Source organism: Priestia endophytica, from assembly GCF_026790145.1.
In the GTDB taxonomy this organism is placed as follows: domain Bacteria; phylum Bacillota; class Bacilli; order Bacillales; family Bacillaceae_H; genus Bacillus_I; species Bacillus_I endophytica_A.
Genome location: NZ_JALAMS010000035.1, coordinates 61,760 through 81,815, shown reverse-complemented (window position 1 = coordinate 81,815; position 20,056 = coordinate 61,760). Strand labels below are relative to the sequence as shown.

General features: G+C 35.0%; 27 protein-coding genes. 15 read left to right on the top strand and 12 right to left on the bottom strand.

Annotated features, from left to right (window positions below; all coding sequences use genetic code 11):
* Positions 1-28 precede the first annotated feature (28 nt).
* Together MOC86_RS21945 and MOC86_RS21940 are read right to left on the bottom strand one after the other, a co-directional pair.
* Positions 29-475 (bottom strand): ASCH domain-containing protein, encoded by a 447-nt coding sequence (locus tag MOC86_RS21945; RefSeq protein ID WP_268586108.1) that lies wholly within the window; start codon positions 473-475, stop codon positions 29-31.
* A gap of 74 nt (positions 476-549) precedes the next feature.
* On the bottom strand, positions 550-1,392 hold the full coding sequence (locus MOC86_RS21940) for an STAS domain-containing protein (RefSeq protein WP_268586107.1): 843 nt from the start codon (positions 1,390-1,392) through the stop codon (positions 550-552).
* Positions 1,393-1,722: 330 nt separating this feature from the next.
* Here MOC86_RS21940 and MOC86_RS21935 point away from each other — a divergent pair, with 330 nt between their 5' ends.
* The 10 genes from MOC86_RS21935 to MOC86_RS21890 all read left to right on the top strand — a co-directional run bounded on the left by MOC86_RS21935 (position 1,723) and on the right by MOC86_RS21890 (position 8,139).
* Entirely contained in the window at positions 1,723-2,043 is a 321-nt protein-coding gene (locus MOC86_RS21935) for a general stress protein (protein ID WP_268586106.1), read from the top strand.
* Positions 2,044-2,185: 142 nt separating this feature from the next.
* Entirely contained in the window at positions 2,186-2,464 is a 279-nt protein-coding gene (locus tag MOC86_RS21930; protein WP_268586105.1) for a hypothetical protein, read from the top strand.
* Positions 2,465-2,625: 161 nt separating this feature from the next.
* Entirely contained in the window at positions 2,626-3,267 is a 642-nt protein-coding gene (locus tag MOC86_RS21925; protein WP_268586104.1) for a phospholipase D-like domain-containing protein, read from the top strand.
* 212 nt (positions 3,268-3,479) lie between these two features.
* Positions 3,480-3,665, top strand: coding sequence for a hypothetical protein (locus MOC86_RS21920; RefSeq protein ID WP_243519738.1), 186 nt, complete (start codon positions 3,480-3,482; stop codon positions 3,663-3,665).
* 174 nt (positions 3,666-3,839) lie between these two features.
* Positions 3,840-4,910, top strand: coding sequence for a 23S rRNA (adenine(2503)-C(2))-methyltransferase RlmN (gene rlmN / locus MOC86_RS21915; RefSeq protein WP_268586103.1), 1,071 nt, complete (start codon positions 3,840-3,842; stop codon positions 4,908-4,910).
* Positions 4,911-5,051: 141 nt separating this feature from the next.
* Positions 5,052-5,573, top strand: a complete 522-nt coding sequence (locus MOC86_RS21910; protein WP_019395628.1) for an acyl-CoA thioesterase — start codon at positions 5,052-5,054, stop codon at positions 5,571-5,573.
* A gap of 109 nt (positions 5,574-5,682) precedes the next feature.
* Positions 5,683-5,877, top strand: coding sequence for an alpha/beta-type small acid-soluble spore protein (locus tag MOC86_RS21905; protein WP_019395629.1), 195 nt, complete (start codon positions 5,683-5,685; stop codon positions 5,875-5,877).
* A gap of 264 nt (positions 5,878-6,141) precedes the next feature.
* Positions 6,142-6,375 (top strand): hypothetical protein, encoded by a 234-nt coding sequence (locus MOC86_RS21900; RefSeq protein WP_019395630.1) that lies wholly within the window; start codon positions 6,142-6,144, stop codon positions 6,373-6,375.
* An 84-nt stretch (positions 6,376-6,459) separates the two neighbouring features.
* Positions 6,460-7,065 carry a GNAT family N-acetyltransferase gene (locus tag MOC86_RS21895; RefSeq protein ID WP_268586102.1) on the top strand — a complete coding sequence of 202 codons (606 nt, stop codon included), beginning with the start codon at positions 6,460-6,462 and terminating at the stop codon, positions 7,063-7,065.
* 312 nt (positions 7,066-7,377) lie between these two features.
* On the top strand, positions 7,378-8,139 hold the full coding sequence (locus tag MOC86_RS21890; RefSeq protein WP_268586124.1) for an N-acetylmuramoyl-L-alanine amidase: 762 nt from the start codon (positions 7,378-7,380) through the stop codon (positions 8,137-8,139).
* 30 nt (positions 8,140-8,169) lie between these two features.
* Here MOC86_RS21890 and MOC86_RS21885 read toward each other — a convergent pair whose 3' ends face one another.
* On the bottom strand, positions 8,170-9,000 hold the full coding sequence (locus tag MOC86_RS21885; RefSeq protein WP_268586101.1) for a glycosyl transferase family 2: 831 nt from the start codon (positions 8,998-9,000) through the stop codon (positions 8,170-8,172).
* A gap of 215 nt (positions 9,001-9,215) precedes the next feature.
* Here MOC86_RS21885 and MOC86_RS21880 point away from each other — a divergent pair, with 215 nt between their 5' ends.
* The gene (locus MOC86_RS21880) at positions 9,216-9,503 is read left to right on the top strand and encodes a transposase (RefSeq protein WP_268586100.1); all 288 of its coding nucleotides are present in this window, start codon (positions 9,216-9,218) and stop codon (positions 9,501-9,503) included.
* A gap of 11 nt (positions 9,504-9,514) precedes the next feature.
* On the opposite strand, the gene MOC86_RS21875 is transcribed toward MOC86_RS21880, so the two are convergent.
* Positions 9,515-10,432 carry a VanW family protein gene (locus MOC86_RS21875; RefSeq protein WP_268586099.1) on the bottom strand — a complete coding sequence of 306 codons (918 nt, stop codon included), beginning with the start codon at positions 10,430-10,432 and terminating at the stop codon, positions 9,515-9,517.
* Between the two features lie 151 nt (positions 10,433-10,583).
* Between MOC86_RS21875 and MOC86_RS21870 the strand changes: the two genes are divergently transcribed.
* Positions 10,584-11,264, top strand: a complete 681-nt coding sequence (locus MOC86_RS21870) for a YetF domain-containing protein (RefSeq protein ID WP_268586098.1) — start codon at positions 10,584-10,586, stop codon at positions 11,262-11,264.
* 61 nt (positions 11,265-11,325) lie between these two features.
* Here MOC86_RS21870 and MOC86_RS21865 read toward each other — a convergent pair whose 3' ends face one another.
* Together MOC86_RS21865 and MOC86_RS21860 are read right to left on the bottom strand one after the other, a co-directional pair.
* Positions 11,326-11,526 carry a twin-arginine translocase TatA/TatE family subunit gene (locus tag MOC86_RS21865; RefSeq protein WP_019395637.1) on the bottom strand — a complete coding sequence of 67 codons (201 nt, stop codon included), beginning with the start codon at positions 11,524-11,526 and terminating at the stop codon, positions 11,326-11,328.
* A 21-nt stretch (positions 11,527-11,547) separates the two neighbouring features.
* The gene (locus tag MOC86_RS21860; protein WP_268586123.1) at positions 11,548-13,281 is read right to left on the bottom strand and encodes an alkaline phosphatase D family protein; all 1,734 of its coding nucleotides are present in this window, start codon (positions 13,279-13,281) and stop codon (positions 11,548-11,550) included.
* Between the two features lie 546 nt (positions 13,282-13,827).
* On the opposite strand from MOC86_RS21860, the gene tatC reads away from it, so the two are divergent.
* Positions 13,828-14,571 (top strand): twin-arginine translocase subunit TatC, encoded by a 744-nt coding sequence (gene tatC, locus MOC86_RS21855; protein ID WP_268586097.1) that lies wholly within the window; start codon positions 13,828-13,830, stop codon positions 14,569-14,571.
* Positions 14,572-14,606: 35 nt separating this feature from the next.
* Here the strand turns inward: tatC and MOC86_RS21850 are convergent, their stop codons facing one another.
* Together MOC86_RS21850 and MOC86_RS21845 are read right to left on the bottom strand one after the other, a co-directional pair.
* A complete protein-coding gene (locus tag MOC86_RS21850; RefSeq protein WP_260393133.1) occupies positions 14,607-14,735 on the bottom strand; it encodes a hypothetical protein in 129 nt (42 codons plus the stop codon).
* Between the two features lie 25 nt (positions 14,736-14,760).
* Positions 14,761-15,090, bottom strand: coding sequence for a hypothetical protein (locus MOC86_RS21845; RefSeq protein ID WP_243519723.1), 330 nt, complete (start codon positions 15,088-15,090; stop codon positions 14,761-14,763).
* A gap of 276 nt (positions 15,091-15,366) precedes the next feature.
* Between MOC86_RS21845 and MOC86_RS21840 the strand changes: the two genes are divergently transcribed.
* Both MOC86_RS21840 and MOC86_RS21835 read left to right on the top strand, forming a co-directional pair.
* A complete protein-coding gene (locus MOC86_RS21840; protein WP_268586096.1) occupies positions 15,367-16,080 on the top strand; it encodes a response regulator transcription factor in 714 nt (237 codons plus the stop codon).
* Entirely contained in the window at positions 16,070-17,332 is a 1,263-nt protein-coding gene (locus tag MOC86_RS21835; RefSeq protein ID WP_268586095.1) for a histidine kinase dimerization/phospho-acceptor domain-containing protein, read from the top strand. Before MOC86_RS21840 ends, MOC86_RS21835 begins: the two co-directional genes overlap by 11 nt.
* A 28-nt stretch (positions 17,333-17,360) precedes the next feature.
* Here MOC86_RS21835 and MOC86_RS21830 read toward each other — a convergent pair whose 3' ends face one another.
* The 4 genes from MOC86_RS21830 to MOC86_RS21815 form a co-directional block, all read right to left on the bottom strand.
* Positions 17,361-17,687 (bottom strand): YckD family protein, encoded by a 327-nt coding sequence (locus MOC86_RS21830; RefSeq protein ID WP_268586094.1) that lies wholly within the window; start codon positions 17,685-17,687, stop codon positions 17,361-17,363.
* A gap of 73 nt (positions 17,688-17,760) precedes the next feature.
* Positions 17,761-18,462: a D-allulose 6-phosphate 3-epimerase gene (alsE, locus tag MOC86_RS21825; protein WP_419146669.1), complete on the bottom strand. Its 702-nt coding sequence runs from the start codon at positions 18,460-18,462 to the stop codon at positions 17,761-17,763.
* A 14-nt stretch (positions 18,463-18,476) separates the two neighbouring features.
* Positions 18,477-19,739 carry a PTS ascorbate transporter subunit IIC gene (locus MOC86_RS21820; protein ID WP_268586092.1) on the bottom strand — a complete coding sequence of 421 codons (1,263 nt, stop codon included), beginning with the start codon at positions 19,737-19,739 and terminating at the stop codon, positions 18,477-18,479.
* A 42-nt stretch (positions 19,740-19,781) separates the two neighbouring features.
* Positions 19,782-20,048 carry a PTS sugar transporter subunit IIB gene (locus tag MOC86_RS21815; RefSeq protein WP_243519533.1) on the bottom strand — a complete coding sequence of 89 codons (267 nt, stop codon included), beginning with the start codon at positions 20,046-20,048 and terminating at the stop codon, positions 19,782-19,784.
* Between the last annotated feature and the right edge of the window lie 8 nt (positions 20,049-20,056).

Here is a 20,056-nt window from a genome sequence, read left to right as displayed (position 1 = left end):
TGGAAAATCTTTTTTCCGCGGCTTTTTTCTATCTTTTTATATGTATTAGTTCAAATTGCTCGAGTACTAAAAGCATATCATCAGAGAACTCTTTTCCTATTTTTCGAAGTTCGTTTGTAAAAAACTGTTTGTGTGCCGAATACCAATGCTGATATGATCGATCTCCTTCTCCTTCTGCAAAAGCGAATTCTTCTGATACTTCATTCATTGGCATTACTTCAACTTTAGAAATTCGAATAATCGCAACAGGTTCTTCTTTGCTTTTTAACACAATGCTGTATTGACCCTGCTTAGGAAGCGGTTCTTGCTCCAATTCGTAGAACAAATACCCTGAGCATGTTGCTGTTTTTACGCCTTTTATGACAAGGTCTGCTAATCCGTCTGAATCTCCCCCAAAACTCCATGCGTTTACCTCTTTTGGTTGTTTTTTCTCTCCCCAATACGTATTCCAATAGTGTAGAGTTTTTTCATTCACTTCTCTCCCCTCCTTATCAATATTTCACCATATGCATTCTAAACAAAATAAAAAAGCAGAAAGGTCTTTGCTTTTTATTTTGTAAGATCTTTTAATTTCACAGCTTGTTCTAATGTTGAAACAATAGAAACTCGATTAAAGTTAATGCCAAGCTGTACGGCTGTTTGCGCAATCTCAGGGCGAATACCAGAAAACGTACTTGTCACACCAATTAGATTTAATGTCTCAATAAGTTGAAAGAGCTGTTGTGCCACCATTGTATCGATCATTACAACACCTGATAGATCAACAAGCAAGTGATGAATCTCACGCTCTGTACACTGTGTTAATGTGCTATCTAAAATAAACTTAGCACGAGCTGTATCAATATCTCCTACAAGCGGAAGTAGCGCTACATGTTTTGTTAAAGAAATGATAGGTGAACTTAGCTCATTAATCATCTCTTGTTGAGCTTTTAGACGAGATTCAGAGTACTTATGACTTTCTTCTGTAAACCACATAATTACTTTATTAAACGCTTTAATTGTAATGTCTTTCCATCGATTAATCTCTTCTAATGAATATTTATCTTTATATTGAGAAGCAAATTCATTAATCAGCTGTATATATTGAGTTTGTACATTAAAAAATTCTTGTAAAATAAGATGAATTGGTGTTCGTGCATGTTCTTCATCTTTGGCAATTTCTATAACCCATTCTTCAAATTCTTCATAAAAAACAGCACTTTCTTCTGAGAACAGCTTACAAAACCGTTTATGAAATTCATGGTTTTGCTTTTTCAATGTTTCTACTACGACTGGATCTGTTGAAGCATACACACCACCTCGCCCAACTTTATCAAGGTCCGCATACCAACTTTCAGTTAAATCCCATGTTCTTTCTAATAGAAAGTTATAAAGATCATCATTTCTATGCATCGTAATCTCCTGACCCTTCCCCTAAATATGTTTTGTTTTTACTATAACTTGCTACCATTCTATATGCGATGTATAGCTATAAAACAATAACAAAGTATAACTTCATAGCATCGAAATGTTAGGGTTTTTATCTCTCTTTTAGTTCTTATTTTTATATGTAAATTTTCTATTTCTACTTTGCCTCCCTAAATTTCTACACATGAGCTTTTAATTACCCCCTTTTTTAGATAGTAAAACCTCTTGTACAAAAAGTTTTAAAAAAGAGAAAAAGGGAATGGGTTCTCTGTACGATAAGTATGTTCATTGTTAAATCAAAAAGGAGAGACTGCTATGAAGATAAAAGTTGCTCATATTAAAGAAGAGCTTCAGCAAACTTTACAAGATTTGAATAAAGAAGGCTATGAAGAAGATATAAAAATACTTGTTAATGAAGATAAACATTCAAAAGAGAGTGTCAAAAATTTACTAGTAGATTCACCTTATGGCTCTTATTCTTTACTAAATACAGTAAACAGTATACTTCCGTCAAAGATAGAACAGCTCTCTAAAGTATTAGCGTTTGAACAGCTTTCCTCTCCAGATGTAGAAAAGTACATAGAAGACTTGGAAGAAGGAAAGTATGTAATTATAGCTTCTTCAAGCATTACCTAAATTCAGGTCCCTCTCTTTTCAACGAGAGGGTTTTTTTATTCCCTATTGTTAGTTCTATGTATAGCGAACGAAGGATTCATACATTCTTTTACCGTTTTTGGGCATTGTATGAAAATGAGCTTTTTAGAAGGAGCCGATTATGATGGTGAAGCTAATCAAAAGAAGTGCAGTAGCCCTTTTAATTTTGTTAGTACTTCTGCTTATTATGATAAAAGACGTTCAACAAGGGCAAAAACACTATACCGAAACACATCCAGCATGGGAAACTCCTATTTATAACGGAAACATTTCGTTCTATAAAAAGGGGCAAACTTTATTTTCGACTCTCTTTCAAGATATAAAGAAAGCAAAAAGCTCTGTTTATCTTCACTTTTATATTCTTCGCAATGATGCACTTACAAAGCGCCTTTTTCTCTTTTAAAAGAAAAAGCAACTCAGGGACTTAACGTTTATCTTTCTGTAGACTTAATCAGCGGTCATGAACTTACAAGAGAAAGCAATGTAAAGATTTCATTCAGCCGAAAAATCTCCGCTGCACATCCTTTTTATAGTGCTCACCACCGCAATCATCGACGCATAGCTATGATTGATTCATCTATTGATTATGTTGGTGGATTCAACGTTGGTGAAGAATATCTTGGCCACGAGAAAAAGCTCGGAAAATGGCATGATTATCATGTCCGAATAACAGGAGAAGGCATAAACAAACTAGAGGAACAGTTTCTTCTTGATTGGAAGGAAGATAGTAAGGAAAGCATTCCTTCCCCATCTTTACCCAAAACTGTAAAAGGTGGAGAGGCTTCTTATCGTTTTTTATTTACTTCTGGTTCAGGGATGGAGAACCGGATGAAAAAATGGATAAAGGAAGCAAATTCATCTTTTTTCGTTGCTACGCCTTATTTTCTCCCTCCTCGTTCTATTATGAATGAGCTTGAACAAGCACTAAAACGAGGAGTTCACGTCACCATTCTAGTTCCAGAGAAAACGGATGCACGCCTTTTCGCACGCCCTCCCTCTTATCAAAAGTTAAAAATGCTTGTAGATAAAGGTGCTGATGTTTATGTTTATAATCACGGCTTTTTTCATGGAAAAGTACTTGTAAAAGATGAAGAATTTGTGGATATCGGAACAGCAAACGGAGACTCACGTAGTTTTTTCTTAAATGATGAATCAAACTGCATCATTTATAATAAGCAATTTATACAAAAAATGAAAAACAACTAAAAAAAAGATATAGAAAACTCCAAACACGTTGATCAGTCTTATTTCGAATCACTTCCTTTTTGGAATAAATGGTTTCAAAACGTTCCAGAATTTCTTCAATATTATTTTTAAAGCCTTCTATTCTTAACTTTACCTTAACTACAAGCCTTACCTCTTTCAGGAGCTTAACAAAAGCGGTAAAATGAAAATAAGGTAAAAAATGGAGGTTACATATGTTTATTCAAAATATTCACGGTGTCTTTCTTGCTATTTTAGGTCTTGGTCTTATTTTTATGTCCTATTTTATTCGTCATATTACAGAATACGGAAGTTACTTTGGCATTATTGGCGGTCTTTTGCTTATTATGGGTCTTATTTTAATCCCTGAAGAGCCTGCTAAACGTAGAGATGATAGATGATTTATTGTCTTTATTCTTTAGGAAATCATTCATAACTAGCATTCCATCTTCTCTTTTTGGTACACTATTTATATAAACCTTTTCTTTTTATGAATAAATAGGTTGCTTCTGCCCCCTACTTTTCAGTAAGATATTAAAGTGAGTAAAGGTAAAGTTTCGAAATGAGGGTTGGAAATGGATAAAACTTCCATATACGGATTAACATTAGATGGATTAACTTCGTGGCTTGTAGAGAACGGTCAAAAAAAGTTCCGAGCTGCGCAAATTTGGGATTGGCTTTATAAAAAGCGCGTCACAGATTTTTCAGAGATGAAAAATTTAAATAAAGACTGTATTGACTTACTTGAACAACATTTTGTTATTCAAACACTTGAACAAGCCGTAAAACAGGAATCAAAAGATGGTACAATTAAGTTTCTCTTTAAATTACAAGATGGAAACTTAATCGAAACAGTACTAATGCGATTCAACTACGGCCTTTCTGTCTGTGTAACAACACAAGTTGGCTGTAACATCGGCTGTACGTTCTGTGCAAGTGGACTTCTTAAGAAAAACCGTGATCTTTCAAGCGGTGAAATTGTGGAGCAAATTATGAACGTTCAGCACCATCTTGATTCACAAGGCAAGGATGAGCGTGTTAGTCATATCGTTGTGATGGGAATTGGAGAACCATTTGATAACTATGACAATATGATGGATTTCTTCCGCGTTATTAATGATCAAAAGGGACTTTCTATTGGGGCACGTCATATTACTGTATCAACAAGTGGACTTGCTCATAAAATTCGTGAGTTTGCAGATGAAAACATTCAGATTAACTTAGCTGTTTCACTGCATGCACCAAACAACGATCTTCGTACACGCATTATGAAAATTAACAAAGCATACCCGCTTGAAAAGTTAATGCCTGCCATTGACTACTATTTAGAAAAAACAAATCGACGCATCACATTTGAGTATATCCTATTGCACGATGTGAATGATCATAAGGAAGAAGCCATTCAGCTTGCAAAGCTATTAAAAAACAAACGTCATCTTTCTTACGTTAACCTTATTCCTTATAACCCAGTTGATGAGCACAACCAATATCAACGAAGCACAAAAGAAGCTATTGTTGAATTTTATGGAACGCTGATGGAACACGGCATTAACTGTGGTGTGCGCGCTGAACAAGGAACAGATATTGATGCAGCGTGTGGGCAGCTTCGAAGCAAGCAAATCAAAAAGAACAAGGTAACTTCTTAAAAAACCTCTCCTCTTATGAGAGGTTTTTTTATGGTCTATCTTATAACAAACAACAAGACAAACTATCTTATTTTTGTTTAAATAAAAAAATAAGATGGAAAACTTATAAAAGATGTCTTTTTAAATGAGGAGCAAACTAACATGAATGAACAAACAGAAAAATATTGTAAAGAATCTTTAGTTGTTCGAACTAGTCGCGTATTTCCTTTAGATACGAACAATCATAACACGCTTTTCGGGGGAAAATTGATGAGCTATATTGATGATGTTGCCTCCATTTCGGCTGCTCGCCATTCGCGAGGCGAAACTGTGACAGCTTCAACAGATTCCGTTGACTTCTTGTCACCTATAAGACCTGAGCATTCTGTCTGCTTAGAATCTTACGTAACGTGGGTTGGAACATCTTCTATGGAAGTGTTCGTAAAAATTATTGCGGAGACATTAAAAACAGGTGAACGTCGTCTTGCCGCTACTTCTTTCTTAACTTTTGTAGCTCTAGACGAAAACGGAAAGCCGAAAAGAGTGCCACGCGTTATTCCACAATCAGATGAGGAAATTATGCTTCATAATACAGCAAAACAACGAGCAGAAGAACGAAAAAACCGACGCAAACATAGCCAAGCACTTGCACAAGCTATCGGAACAGACCAACCTTGGTCATAATATAACAAGAACCTTTCACATTCTGTGAAAGGTTCTTTTATTGGAAAAAATTACATTGTATGAGAGCAATAAAAAAAACACATTCTACACTTACAAGGAGGTGATACACATGGCAAACCGTAATAAATTAGTCGTTTCAGGTGCTGAACAAGCCATCGACCAAATGAAATACGAAATCGCTTCTGAGTTTGGCGTTCAATTAGGCGCTGATACTACAGCTCGTTCTAACGGTTCAGTAGGAGGCGAGATCACAAAACGTCTTGTTGCTTCTGCTCAACAACAATTATCAGGAACACAACGCTAATCTCTATTAGCAATTGAATAGTTTTGGCTATAGACTACCCGTCATTCGGGTAGTCTTTCTTTATTGTAAAGAAATGACTAATTCCCTTTTAGTTACCGGATATATCCTGTATACTGTAGGAAAGATGCATACCCTTACGTTTCTAAAATATAAACTTGTGATTAAGGAAGCTATCTAGCTTTATAGGTACTATCCATTAAAACTAAATTATCAGGGACAAATCTGTTCTATCCCCTCATAATTTGAAAGGGGCACGTGGAGAACATGACATTATTAGAAATAAAAAAAATGCTTTTTGAATTAACAGTCCCCCCCTTCTCTGAAGCTTATGTCACTAAAACCCTATCTTCGTCAAATATGCAAATTTTGTCAGTTTGTTATTCTAAACGAAGAGATGTATTTCAAATTGCTTATATGACAACAGAACATCCTAGAGAGTACCGAAACCTTGATCAAGCAGCAAATCATATCTATGCGATTATGAAAGCAGCTGGATAAAAATAACTTTTCATCCTTTTTTATAAATATAATCCCTTCTCCTTTTTATTTCTTATTATAATGAAGAAGAAGGAGATGAATGGTATGAATATTTCACAAAAAAGATGGGAAGGAACGTTTATCACACTAGTGCCAATGATTTTTGAACATTGGGAGAAATTGCACCGTATTGCACAAGAAAATAAAATTTGGACACACCTTCCAAATAATCTTGAAAAAGCAGAAAGTATGCAAAAGTTTGTGCAAGAAGCATTATCTCAAAAACAAAAGAAGATAGAGTTTCCCTTTGTTATTTTAGAAAGGAAAACAAATAAAGTAGTCGGCACAACTCGGTTTCTAAATATATCAGAAAAAAACCGAAGCCTAGAAATTGGCTGGACGTGGTTCTCTCCCTCTGTATGGGGCACAAACTGCAACAAAGAAACAAAGTATTTGCTCTTAAAGTACTGTTTTGAAACATTGAACATTGGCCGTGTTCAATTTAAAACAGATGAACGTAATATCCGTTCTCAAAAGGCAATTGAAAAAATTGGTGGTGTCAAAGAAGGGATTTTGCGTAATCATATGATTCGTAAAGATGGCTCTTATCGTAATTCTGTGTTTTACAGTATTATTGATAAAGAATGGCCAGCTGTAAAAGAAAAACTAGCAAGTAGTCTTTACTCTTCTTGTAAGCCGTTTTTTACATAAGGAGAAAAGCGAGAATCCTATTTCTCGCTTTTGTTCACTCTTCCCCTTCCCTTTTTCTTCTTCTTTCAAACTTCCTTTTATTCTTTTAACAAGAATTTATGATTCCTTATCCTTCCCTTCTTATTAGAGCGTTTTTATATCCTTTCTATCACTAAACAAAAAAAGTTTTGGACCCTTTTTGTCCTTTTTTCACTTCATAACTTCTCTTATCATGTCCCTTCTCTCTTTATATAATGAATATTTTTTCTATTATTAAGACATTCGTACAAGCTTTTTCTCTTATTCTTCCATACAATAAAGAGAGGTGATGATATAGTGAAAATTTTCATTGACCCTGGTCATGGAGGGACAGACAGCGGAGCTGCTAGCAATGGCTTACTAGAAAAAAACTTAACATGGCAAATTGCTTCTGCCGTTCGAAATATGTTGGTAAATGAATATGAAGACGTTTACGTTCTTATGAGCCGTACAGGAGATCAAACCGTTTCTTTAACGGCAAGAACAAATGCTGCAAATGCTTGGAATGCAGATTACTATTTGTCAATCCATATTAATGCAGGAGGCGGAACAGGATACGAGGATTATGTTTTTCCAGGGATCGGCGCTCCTACTACAACATATCAAAACCTTATTCATGAAGAGGTTTTAAAATCTGTGGATTTTGCCAATCGAGGTAAGAAAACAGCAAATTTTCATGTTTTGCGTGAAACAAATATGCCTGCTATTTTAACGGAGAATGGATTTATTGATAATGCCAATGATGTCGCTAAGTTGGGAAATACAAGCTTTATTACTTCTATCGCCCGTGGGCATGTAAATGGATTGGCTCGTGCTTTTAATCTTCAGCGAAAACAGCAAGCATCACTTTTCAAAGTTCAAATTGGGGCTTTCTCTTCACGAGAAAATGCCGAACGGTTAGCATCTGAAGCAGAGACAAAAGGATTTTCGAGTTTTATTGCTACTGAGAACAATCTCTTTAAAGTCCAAATTGGGGCTTTCTCTTCACGAGAAAATGCTGAAGCTTTATCTGTAAGAGCTAAAAATGCAGGATTCGAGGTTACAATCATTCAATAGCAGAAAGCGCTCTTTATAGTAAAGAGCGCTTTAGTTTTCTCTGATTTTTTGGGTATACAAAACGGTTTCTGGTTTTCCAAGAGCTGCATGGCCCATTTTTTTATTATAATACAAATCAATTTTCACATTTTTTACTTCATATTTTTCATCCATATGTTGGAGCTCATCAAGAAACGGAATAAGATGATTTGTAACATCAAATTCACATGCTCCATTTTGTAGATAGTAAATTTCAGGGACGTACTTTCTAGATTTAAAAAATTGGACAACATTGATTCGATTGCCAAATCTACTGATTACTTCTTCAGTTGTTAGACCTTGATATGATAAGTTAAATACATTCTGTACAGGAGTCTTTAACCATCTTGTTAAACAGGTTTGAGGATTGTTAACAAGCGCTTTAGATCCTCGTATATACCCTGCTAAAATCATAGACATAAACCCTCCGCCAGAAGAACCGTAAAAAACAACATCTTTTGTTTCATATTGAATTTTTTTAAAGAGTTTAAGTAAAATAAGCGCAATTTCTTCTAAATAGAATCGCTCTGCTGTGCCTTGTCCCCATCCTAGTGGAAGTTTTCCTAAATAAAGCGTTGGATCATTATAGTAAATAACAGAGTCTTTAAAATCATCCATCCAAGAGTGGCGCTGGAAATAGGGCGGGCCGTTTGGCATTTCCATGTTTGCTCCTCCACCTGATCCTAAAACAAGCATATTCTTTTCTCCGCTTTTTAACTTAATAAGAAACTCGTAGCTGACCCCTCTCCAATCAATCTCTAAAATAACTGGAACATCAAGAGGAATGTAAAGAGAATCAAATTCTGTAAAGTCTATTTGTATTTTTCTATATTTATCAAGCATTCACATTTCTCCTTTTCCGGTATGCTTTCTACTTATTCTATTCCTTTATTTTTAAAAGGTTTGGACTTTCTAAAATGTCTTATATTTATCTTTTAGAACATAGTTTAATTAAATTAATAAAAGGTTAATTTTCCAGCTAGTAGGGAAAGTAAGGATAGAGGTTTTACGTAAATGGCTATACTAAAAACGAACTTATTCTAAAAAGGGGGAATAAAATGAAAATCATTTTAATTCTAGGAAGCCTGATTTTTCCTTTCATCATGCTAATTCTACAGAAGAAATATACTGTGCTTAATTTTGTCTTCAATGTGTTCGCTTTTGTTGCTATCCTCCTGTTTGGAGATATTGTATCATTAGCAATTCATGATGTTCTTCAAGAAGATCGTGTATTTATGACAACTATTCATGCCATTTTGTTAAATCCCTTTCTACTTATTTCAGGTGCTTATATTGGTGTCTATCTTTTATATCGAATTTTGCTTCTAATTGTGAAAGAACGATAAAACCTCCCATCTTAATAAGAGAGAGGTTTTATCGTTCTTTTTTCTTTTGGGAGCTCTTTTGAAGGGTTAGGTACCTTATTGGGGTTATAATTAATCTCTTCTGAGGAGTAAATTCTCACAATCATTTGTGATCCATATGTATGAGCTCGAATGAGAATAGGTTGGTTATACTGATTTTTGAATCGGAAATCAGGACCATACCAGCTAACAGTCGCATCTCTTCCTTCAGGTACATATGTGACACGCTTGCTGTGGGAGTAGCGTTCGACAATTTCAGTTCCCGCTTTCTCCACTGCATTAAATAGGGTTGAAGAAACTTGACAAATTCCTCCTCCGATATCTTCGGCTAGTTCACCTCTAACAATAACAGGTGCTTTCAAATATCCCCTATCTGACGTTCTTTTTCCTACTGTTTTATTGAAAGAAAAGGTTTCATTTGGGAAAACAACCGTATTGTTAATCTCTTCCGTTGCTAAATCAATATTATGAGATCTTGCTTCATTTCGTGTATTAAAATAAGTAACATATTGGCCAATTAACCTTGTCTTAATATTTACTAAAAGCTCACTATCTACTTTAGGATATGTCGTATACATAGGTATTTCAATTGTATTCCCATCATTTCCGTAAAATTGGGTAAGAAAACGATCCCTGAATTTTTCCTTATTTAAAATCTCACCTGTTTTCTCTTGTACTATTTCCCCATATTTGTTAATGTGGGCGTCTGTGGCTGGTTTATATGTTTCATTTTTTATGTTTTCTACAAGTTCTTCGTATTTTTCTTCATTAAGAAGTGGAAAACCTGGAACACCTTCCGTAAATTCTTTCCGTTCGATATTCTTAATCTGTTCACCTTTATATTGTAGGGTCACATTTGATGAAACGGGCTGCGCAAAAAACACCATACCTATAATAAGCAACACTTTCACTGTTCTCCCTCCCTTCTCCTTGTTAATATGGGCGACACTTCTGCTTTTTATGTACTTCATACAAAGAAGAAGAAAAAGGTTTTTTGTTTAGAATAACACTTCCTAGAAAACAATAAGAAAAGCACATCAAAAGTAGGTGTAAATATATAATATGAATCACTATGTAGCAATTGCACTCGATCTTTTCTTTGGATTTATCGTTCTTTTTACGATTACGAAAGTTCTTGGCAGAAATCAATTCTCACAGATTACCCCTTTTGATTTTATCTCAGCGCTTATTTTAGGAGAACTGCTCGGAAATGCTGTATATGATCCTGAGGTAAATGTAAAAGAAGTCGTCTTTGCTTCTATTTTGTGGGGAATACTTATTTTTACAACAGAAATGCTTACTCAAAAAGTTAAGAAATTGCGAAAGCTTCTTGAAGGTGAACCTGTTATTGTGATTCATCATGGACAATTGCAATATAAATCACTCTCTAAAAGTAAGCTTGATCTTAATCAGCTTCAGAATCTTCTTCGTCAACAAGGTTTTTTTTCTATTGAAGAAGTTGAATTTGCTATTCTAGAAACAAACGGTATAATCAGCGTACTTCCAAAATCACAGTATGCTCCTCCAACCACTGAAGACCTTCATTTAGAACTCAAACCTGTTTATTTACCTGTTACCCTTATTATTGATGGAGAGGTCCTTTACAATAATTTGACAAAAGCAGGCTTTAATGAAGAATGGCTACAACAACAACTTGCCAACCATAACATTTTTGATTATAAAGATGTTATATTTGCAGAATGGAGAAAAGGAAAACCATTCTTCTTCCAAAAATACGAATAAAAAAGCGAAAGAAATGATTCATTTCTTTCGCTTTTTCAATAATCTTTTTAGTAAAGCATTGTTAGTTAATTTTCTTTTTTTCTAATGTCGTCTGACTCTTTGTCTCTTCATCATCTGAAACAAGCCCTTTTGTTGCACTTTTGAATTCTGTTAATGTTCTTCCAAAAGCTCGTCCTACTTCTGGAAGTTTAGACGGTCCAAATACTATAAGAGCGATAATAACAATTAAAACAAGTCCTGGAATTCCGATATTAGCCAACATTAGCTTTCCATCCTCCTGTGATTAATTTTCAACCTTTTTCTTCAGTTTGTTTACCTGTTTTGTATGTGCCTTACTATGTGCTATAATCCGATCTTCCTCTACTTCAGTAGATTTTTTCAAACCATATGGAACAGCATTTGTACCGATCTGTTTTAAGCCTGTTTGATCTTTATGATACACAAAAGATGCCCTTGTAGAAATAGCGGCGTTTGGTTCTGTTACAAAAGGAAGAACGCGGTAATCAGCTTGAAAACTTTCAGGAGTTACGGTACATCTCACATAACCTCTATAATCATTAAAAAATTTAATGTGGGGGTTTTGAGCTAAGATGCGGTCTGTGTCTGCTCGCTTGTCTGCTCCGTTTCCACCTGAAGTAATAGATGTGCCAACAAATTCAACTCCAACAAGAGAAGAAGATGCGGTATCAAAGTCTGTTTTAATATTAGAAGCCCAGCTTGCATGAACATCTCCTGTTAAAACGACTAAATTATTCATTCCTTTCTTTTGAACAAAGTCAATAATACGATTGCGAGCTTCAGGATAACCATCCCAAGAGTCCATACTATAAATTTGTTCCCCATTTACCCCAAAGTTCCGTTGTACAAAGAAAACTTGCTGAGCAAGAATATTCCAGTGGGCTTTTGACTTATTTAAGTTTTTGAAAAGCCAATTCTCTTGTTGTTTGCCAAGCATTGTTCGATTAGGATTCAGTGACTCTTCTGAATGTGGCTTGCTCCCATCTCCGTTTGCCTGGTCATCACGATACTGTCTTGAATCAAGAACATTGAATGAAGCAAGTTGACCATAAGAAAAATCGCGGTATAAACTCATATGTCCTCCATTTGGAAGCGATGTTTTTCGTAATGGCATGTGTTCATAATATGCTTGATAAGCAGCTGCACGCCTTTTTATGAAAGCCTGAACAGATTGTCCTTTTTCAGGTATATTATTTGCATAGTTATTTTCAACTTCATGGTCATCCCATGTTACAATCCATGGAAAAGCGGCATGTGCAGCTTTTAAGTTCGCATCTGAGCGATACTGCGCATAGCGATTTCGGTAATCGTCTAACGTGATAATTTCTGGTCCACTATGGGTTCTTACATTTCCAGAAGAGGAGACATATTCGTTTGGTCCGTATTCATATATGTAGTCACCTAAATGAAAGACAACATCTAACTCCTCCTCAGCTAAATGTTTATAAGCTGTATAATAACCATGCTCATACTGTTGACAGGAAGCAAAAGCAAATGTAAGTTTTTGTACTTCTTCACTTCTTTTAGGTAATGTTTTTGTTCTGCCAACAGGGCTAAGTTCGTTCCCGCTCTTAAATCGATAATAATAAACCTCATTAGACCTTAATCCTTCTACTTCTACATGAACAGAGTGAGCAAGATTTGGAGAAGCTGTAGCACTTCCTTTCTTTACGATGCGTTTGAAGTTTTCATCTTTGGCCAGTTCCCACTCTACTTTCACTACTTCATTTGGCATCCCACCACCATTTAACGGATCAGGAGCTAACCTTGTCCAAAGAACAATTCCTTGTGGAGAAGGATCACCAGAACAAACACCAAGAGTAAAAGGATAGCTACTAAATTTTATCGTTTTTGCTTTCGCTTGAACATCCAATCCTCCTATAGACTGGGCAATAACAAAGCCAAGCGAAAGACCTGCAATTTTTCCTGCGCCTTCTATAAATGCTCGTCGATCTATTTTTTTACGTTGCATTGTTTCCTCACTAAACTCTTGAATCATTCCTTCTAATTTTTGTTTATCCACGAAAGTTCTCCTTTCTAAATTAGGGTGCTCCCTCATTATAAGAACTTTCTGTAAATTGATTATGAAGCGTTGTAAAGAACAATAATGGTTCTCTAACTTTTTTCACAGGACTATAAAATTAAGAAAGAACAATATCCTCTTTTTTCTTTTCATACATGCTTCATTTTTATTCTTAAAAGATTCTTTTTGCTTATGTAGTCTTTTAAAAACTTTTACATATAAGTAAGATAATTTGACAATAAATGAGATAATTTGCGTTTTTTTGGACTTGTTTAAGAGTTCTTCTTTACAAATTTACAAACGTTTTCTAAAAATAGAAGCGTTTTAAAAGAAAGATAGACCTATCTTCCTCTATAAAAACAAAGAAAAAAGAGAAATCACGTAAAAACAGAGAAAAAAACAAGCCTTTTTTCTTAAGTTTCTCTCCTTTCTTATTTTCACAAAGTATTAAAACTAGCTTTATAATCTTTTATTATCATTAAGAAATGAACCTTAGTTTTAGAGAAGGAGTGAAAGAGGAATATGGATCCTAAAGAATTAAATATTATTGAGCATCTAGAAGAAGTGAGGAAGCGACTTCTTTATGTTATTGGCAGTTTTTTAACGCTACTTGCCTTATCGCTTTTTTTTGTAGAACAGATTTATAGTTTGCTTGTCAAAGGATTGGACGTAAAGCTTGCTTTGTTAGGTCCATCTGATGTGTTGTGGATTTACTTTAAAATTGGAGCTGTATGTGCGATAGCATTCACACTTCCGATTGCAGGCTATCACATATGGAAATTTGTACTTCCTGCTTTAAAACCTCATGAACGACGAGGGGCTCTTCTTTTCATTCCTTCCCTTTTCTTTCTATTCATTGGGGGGATTTCTTTTGGATATTTTATTGTGTTTCCAATTGTTCTTTCATTTATGCAAGATTTAGCAGGGGCTCATTTTATACAGTTTTATACCTCTCAAAATTATTTTAGTTTCTTAATTCGTTTAACTCTTCCGTTTGGAATTTTATTTGAGCTTCCGGCTATTGTTTTGTTTTTAACATCTTTTGGTTTATTAAAACCACACATTTTAAAAAAATCACGTAAAATTGCTTATTTCATTATAGCTGTTACGTCTATTTTACTTACCCCACCAGATTTTATTTCCGATATTCTTGTTCTCATCCCACTTCTTTTCATATATGAGATTAGTATTAATGTCTCTGCTTTTGTTTATCGTAAAAAACTACAAAAAGAAACTGACCTCCAAGAAATGGAGCTCAGCTCTTAATAAAAAAAGAAGGAGCAATCCTTCTTTTTTATTTTTTAAATGTTTGTATCTTTTCCGAACATGTTAACAAAAGCATGAAAGATTTCTACCCCTTGAAATGCAAATAAGCTTAGTGCTGTAAGTGAAAAAGACCCAATCATTAGTGCACGAATCCAAAACATCATCGTAAATTCCTCCTTTAAATCTTGTTTATTTTTCTGAGGCGAACGATGTTTTGTCAAAGTACGATGATTGATAAAAGACAGATAAAAGAAAATGTCGGTCTTTGTGAAAGCTCGGATTTTTGACAGCTTGAGATAGCCACAAAAATGTAAGCAAAAGCGTAACTGCTACAGTACTCCACAATACCGCCTTTTTATCATCTTTTGATATGTCTTTTAAAGAATGAATGTGTGTTTCATCTACAACAGCTGTAGATGAATGATCTCCACTATGATGAGGTACTGCATGATGAGAAAATATAAATAGGGAGAAAACAAAAATAAAGCAAAGTGATATATACGGCTTTTTACGAATCATCTTCTCCCTCCTTTCCTCTTTAACCTATCTTAAATCAATTATCTGAAAATGAAAAGTATTATTTTTTTTCACACTGATAAAAATCGTCTTATTTTCGCCTAATCCTGTATACAAAATATTCTACTTTTGAAACTAATTTAATTTAATATGAGAATAAAATACTATGTACCCATTTTATTAAACACCTAAACTTTTATATTATTTACTAATCTCCATAATCAACTTTATAATATGTAAGAAAAAGGATTTTGTGATAAATGAAAGTGAGGCCTTCTTATGGAGAATATACGTATTTTAGTAGCTGATGATGAACAAGAGATTTGTCATCTTATCAAAGCTTACTTAGAACGAGAACGCTATGAAGTAGACATTGCTAGAGATGGAGAAAAAGCGCTAGCTCTTTTCCGTCGACATACATATCATCTTGTAATTCTGGATATTATGATGCCCCAGAAAGATGGAATAGAAGTATGCCAAATATTAAGAAAAGAAACAAATGTCCCTATTTTAATGCTTACAGCCAAAGATCATGAAAGTGACAAAATCTTGGGATTAAGTTTTGGAGCAGATTATTATATTACAAAACCGTTTAGTATTTATGAAGTTGTTGCTTGTGTGAAAGCTTTATTACGACGCTTTATTTTGTTAGGAAATAATACGATAAACGAAGAGCATAGTGTTAGGAAATATAAAAATATAGAAATGGATCTTACAACGTACAAAGTGCGAGTATTTGGCAAAGAGGTGACCCTTGCCGCTAAAGAACTGAAACTTTTAAAACTCTTTTTGTCGCATCCTGAACGTGTATTTACAAAAGCACAGCTCTTTAAAGAAGGATGGGGAGAGGAATATATCGAGGATGATAATACAGTAATGGTTCACATCCGAAAGCTTCGTAAAAAAATTGAAAAAGACCCTTCTAATCCGCTATTTATTCAAACAGTATGGGGCATTGGTTACAGATTTCAAGGTGAAAAAGATGAGATATGATAAAACATACCTTCTCTTACTATTGCAACTTTTTCTCGTTTGCTCTTTGTTTTTTCTCGAAAACGCTTCCTTATTAGCTGTCATTCTAAAAAGTATTTTGCTCCTATTTCCCCTTCTTTTCATTACGCAACGATTCAATGTAATCAAGAAGATAAGAGAAACAGAAGAACTTTTAAGGAGTGCTGTTCAAGGAAATAAAAGAATACGACTACGAACAGGTTCTGATGCTATATTTCATGAAACCACTTTTTTAATTAATAAGATTATTGAACAATATGAAGAAATAGAAGCTGAAGCTGTTCGTTCTCAACTTGCTCGCAAACGTTTTCTCTCTAGTATTTCACACGACATCCGAACTCCGCTCACTTCGATTATTGGCTATATTGATGCGTTAAAAGACAATATATTTCGTTCAGAAGATGAAAAACAGAAATATTTACATATTTTATCAAGCAAGTCTTCTCGTTTAAAAGAGATTATTGAAGACTTATTTCATATGGCAAAGCTTGACGCTGATGAAGTATCTTTCTTATTCCAGAAACTAGATTTAGCTGAAGCAATAAGAGAAGTTCTAATTGAATTTCCTCCTCTAATAGAGAAAGAAAAAGTCTCTCTTTCGGTTGAGCTTCCTCCCTCACCTTGTTTTGTCTATGCTGACGCAACTAGTATAGCTCGTATTATGACAAATTTACTTAAAAATAGTCTTTGTCATGGTAGAGACGGTAAGATTCTAAAAGTCTCTCTTTCTGATAAAGGCGAAATATATGAGCTAGCCATTCAGGACCAAGGAAAAGGGATTGAAGCTAGAGAGCTTCTTACTTATTATGGATTTGTTCCTTATTGGGGAATGACAGGTTTGTGGGGAGAAGGGTCGTATCCGAAAGATATTTCAAAAAGAGAGAACGAGACTGAAGAAATTGAAACTCCTGCTGCTAATGGGGAAGCTCACCTTCGCAGTGCAGTAGAAGTCATTGGTTATTCCATCCAAGCAACAGACAGCGAATTTGGATATGTAGAAGACTTTATTTTGGAAGAAGATACGTGGAGAATTCGTTATATTGTTGTTAACACAAAAAGCTTTTGGTTTGGCAAAAAAGTGCTTATTTCCCCCAACTGGATTACAAACGTTGATTGGGAGACTCGAAAAGTGTATATAAACCTTTCAAAAGACAACATCAAGAGCGGTCCAGAGTATAACTCAAATGAGCCGATTACGGAAAAGTTTGAAAAACAGATTAGACGATATGTATAAAGGACAACATATTTAAAAAAGGAAGCTGTTAGCTTCCTTTTTTATCATGCTCACAATGTTTTCTATGTTTGGGCGGCATGAAATTATGCTCTTTTTTCTTTTCATAATGACGCTCAATATGTGCAAGCATCTCTTTTCCTTGTTTCTCTGAAATCACTCCATATTCCATATATTTCGTAATGATTTCCTTTTTCTTTGTGAAAAGCTCTTTTTGTAGCACTGAAATCTCTTTTTTCTGTTCTTCTGTCAACTTTACTTCATTATTCGTATTTTCAGGAGCTCCAAATGTTGTGATAGGAGTCAGAAACCCGAATAGGAAAGAACAGAGAGTAAAAATAAACAAATATTTACGCATAAAACACGCTCCTTTCAAACGACTTTATTGTTAGTATGTGAAAAAAGCGTGTTCTTATACTATTTTTTCCTCTTTATCCTTTACTGTTTACACATGCGGTTTCCTGGTGAAAAATGTCCAACATCTTATCCCATGCTTTGTCTATTTGTTCATCTAGGCTAAAAAGTCCCGACGTTCCAATAATGAACACTTCATTTCCTGCTTGTGCAATCTCCTTAAACGTCCGTTCATTACAAGATCCATCAACTTCAATTAAATAGTTATATCCTCTCGTTTCTTTCAACTCTTTAGCATGCTTAATCTTTTCTTTCATTTCAGTAATGAACTTTTGCCCTGCAAATCCTGGGTCAACTGTCATAATCGTTAGTTTATCTACAAGATGAATATATTCATTTATGCTACTAAGCGGAGTTGCAGGATTTAGAACAACTCCAAATTTCGCTCCTCTATCTTTAATATGATAGATAAGTCTAAAAGCATCCCTAATAATGGTTTCAGCATGAAGGCTAATATAATCTGCTCCTGCATCAATTGTTGGTTCAACAAAATCTGCTGGATTTTCTACCATAAGATGAGCATCAATAGGAATTGTACTAAGTTTCTTTAATTGTTCAATAAAAAACGGGGAAAGTGTGATGTTTTTCACGTAATGACCATCCATAATATCCACATGATAAAAATCTGCTCTCTTGTTTAGGCACTGAATTTGCTCTTTAAATTTTGTTAAGTCCATACACATTAGTGATGGAGAAAATTTATATGCCACTTTTCTCATCCTTTCTTTCACGTTTATCCGAAGAAGCTAAGAAGTTTGCCTAGTAGAATACCGATAATGCCAAAGTCTGTATCTCCAAATGTTGTTCCTTCTAACCCAAGTGATCCAAGGACTGGGAGAAGAAGGGCTGGCAAAAACGAAATGATGATACCGTTTACAAAGGACCCAATAATCGCTCCTCTTCTTCCTCCAGTAGCGTTTCCGAATACCCCAGCTGTTGCTCCGCAAAAGAAGTGAGGAACAAGGCCAGGAACAATAACAGTTAAACCGACAAGCGGAAGAAGAAAAACGGAAAGAATTCCCCCCGCAAAGCTGCTTAAGAATCCAATGATAACCGCATTTGGAGCAAACGGAAACACTGTTGGACAATCAAGAGCAGGCTTCGCCCCTTTAACGACTTTTTCTGCGATTCCTTTGAAGGCAGGAACAATTTCTCCAATCGCCATTCGCACACCAGCTAATACGATATACACTCCTGCTGCGAAAGTAACGGCTTGAATGAAGATAAAGACAATAAAATTCGTTCCTCCACTAAGCTCGCTTTCAATAAAAGACGGGCCTGCAAAAGGTGCTACAACTAAAAACAAAATAGCCATTGTTAAAGAGATTGCCACAGAAGTATCACGTAAAAAGCCGAGCGACTTTGGCACTTTAATATCTTCGGTTGTTTTTGTCTTATCTCCGACAAGCTTTCCAATAAATCCAGCCATGAAGTATCCAAATGAACCAAAATGCCCAAGAGCGAAGTCATCACTTCCTGTAATTTGTCTTGTATAACGCTGTAAGATTGCTGGTGAAAAAACCATCATGGCTCCTAATAAAAGGGATCCAATAATAACAAGTGGAACACCTGTTACGCCCCCTGTTACTAAGACAACAGCAAGCATTGCAGCCATATAGAGGGTATGATGACCTGTTAGGAAAATATATTTAAAAGGTGTAAATTTTGCAATCAAAATATTAGCAAGCATTCCAAATACCATAATAAGAGCTGTTTCTGTTCCGAATGACTTTTGAGCAATGGCAGCCATTGCATCTGTGTTTGGCACAACTCCCGCTATTGCAAACGCTTTTTCAAACATTTCTCTGAAAACGCCAAGGGAACCTTCGATAACAGCCGCACCCGCTCCTAGTATGACAAAACCCATTACCGTTTTTAATGTTCCCGAAACCGTATCTGCAGCACTTTTCTTCTGCAAAAGCAAACCAATTAGAGCAAACAAACCAATTAAAATTGATGGGGTTCCTAAAATGTCTTTCATAATAAAATCAACCATGATGCTTCCCTCCACTTCTTTCTTCCATTACCTCTTTAAATTTTAAAGGTTTTCAGAAAGAGCCTTTTTAATGGCTTCTTGATCCAGCAAATTAACTAAACCTACAATATTTCGGTTTCCATCTTCTAAGTTTTCAACGATATCTTGAGCTCCAAGGTAAAGATCTGCTTCTTCACTTTTACTTGATGCTAAATCGGTATGAGAAACTTCCGCTTGTAGCCCAAGTTCTTCTAACGCTTTTTTGACATTCATTTCTACAATAAAACTGCTTCCTAATCCGTTTCCACATACAACTAATACTTTTTTCATTTTTATCT

Excerpts from the sequence above, each read along its gene's own strand:
- MOC86_RS21940 (WP_268586107.1), bottom strand. The coding sequence starts at position 1,392 with ATGCATAGAAATGATGATCTTTATAACTTTCTATTAGAAAGAACATGG.
- MOC86_RS21935 (WP_268586106.1), top strand. The coding sequence starts at position 1,723 with ATGAAGATAAAAGTTGCTCATATTAAAGAAGAGCTTCAGCAAACTTTA.
- MOC86_RS21930 (WP_268586105.1), top strand. The coding sequence starts at position 2,186 with ATGGTGAAGCTAATCAAAAGAAGTGCAGTAGCCCTTTTAATTTTGTTA.
- MOC86_RS21925 (WP_268586104.1), top strand. The coding sequence starts at position 2,626 with ATGATTGATTCATCTATTGATTATGTTGGTGGATTCAACGTTGGTGAA.
- MOC86_RS21920 (WP_243519738.1), top strand. The coding sequence starts at position 3,480 with ATGTTTATTCAAAATATTCACGGTGTCTTTCTTGCTATTTTAGGTCTT.
- rlmN (WP_268586103.1), top strand. The coding sequence starts at position 3,840 with ATGGATAAAACTTCCATATACGGATTAACATTAGATGGATTAACTTCG.
- MOC86_RS21910 (WP_019395628.1), top strand. The coding sequence starts at position 5,052 with ATGAATGAACAAACAGAAAAATATTGTAAAGAATCTTTAGTTGTTCGA.
- MOC86_RS21905 (WP_019395629.1), top strand. The coding sequence starts at position 5,683 with ATGGCAAACCGTAATAAATTAGTCGTTTCAGGTGCTGAACAAGCCATC.
- MOC86_RS21900 (WP_019395630.1), top strand. The coding sequence starts at position 6,142 with ATGACATTATTAGAAATAAAAAAAATGCTTTTTGAATTAACAGTCCCC.
- MOC86_RS21895 (WP_268586102.1), top strand. The coding sequence starts at position 6,460 with ATGAATATTTCACAAAAAAGATGGGAAGGAACGTTTATCACACTAGTG.
- MOC86_RS21885 (WP_268586101.1), bottom strand. The coding sequence starts at position 9,000 with ATGCTTGATAAATATAGAAAAATACAAATAGACTTTACAGAATTTGAT.
- MOC86_RS21880 (WP_268586100.1), top strand. The coding sequence starts at position 9,216 with ATGAAAATCATTTTAATTCTAGGAAGCCTGATTTTTCCTTTCATCATG.
- MOC86_RS21870 (WP_268586098.1), top strand. The coding sequence starts at position 10,584 with ATGAATCACTATGTAGCAATTGCACTCGATCTTTTCTTTGGATTTATC.
- MOC86_RS21865 (WP_019395637.1), bottom strand. The coding sequence starts at position 11,526 with ATGTTGGCTAATATCGGAATTCCAGGACTTGTTTTAATTGTTATTATC.
- MOC86_RS21860 (WP_268586123.1), bottom strand. The coding sequence starts at position 13,281 with ATGATTCAAGAGTTTAGTGAGGAAACAATGCAACGTAAAAAAATAGAT.
- tatC (WP_268586097.1), top strand. The coding sequence starts at position 13,828 with ATGGATCCTAAAGAATTAAATATTATTGAGCATCTAGAAGAAGTGAGG.
- MOC86_RS21850 (WP_260393133.1), bottom strand. The coding sequence starts at position 14,735 with ATGATGTTTTGGATTCGTGCACTAATGATTGGGTCTTTTTCACTTACA.
- MOC86_RS21845 (WP_243519723.1), bottom strand. The coding sequence starts at position 15,090 with ATGATTCGTAAAAAGCCGTATATATCACTTTGCTTTATTTTTGTTTTC.
- MOC86_RS21840 (WP_268586096.1), top strand. The coding sequence starts at position 15,367 with ATGGAGAATATACGTATTTTAGTAGCTGATGATGAACAAGAGATTTGT.
- MOC86_RS21835 (WP_268586095.1), top strand. The coding sequence starts at position 16,070 with ATGAGATATGATAAAACATACCTTCTCTTACTATTGCAACTTTTTCTC.
- MOC86_RS21830 (WP_268586094.1), bottom strand. The coding sequence starts at position 17,687 with ATGCGTAAATATTTGTTTATTTTTACTCTCTGTTCTTTCCTATTCGGG.
- alsE (WP_419146669.1), bottom strand. The coding sequence starts at position 18,462 with ATGAGAAAAGTGGCATATAAATTTTCTCCATCACTAATGTGTATGGAC.
- MOC86_RS21820 (WP_268586092.1), bottom strand. The coding sequence starts at position 19,739 with ATGGTTGATTTTATTATGAAAGACATTTTAGGAACCCCATCAATTTTA.
- MOC86_RS21815 (WP_243519533.1), bottom strand. The coding sequence starts at position 20,048 with ATGAAAAAAGTATTAGTTGTATGTGGAAACGGATTAGGAAGCAGTTTT.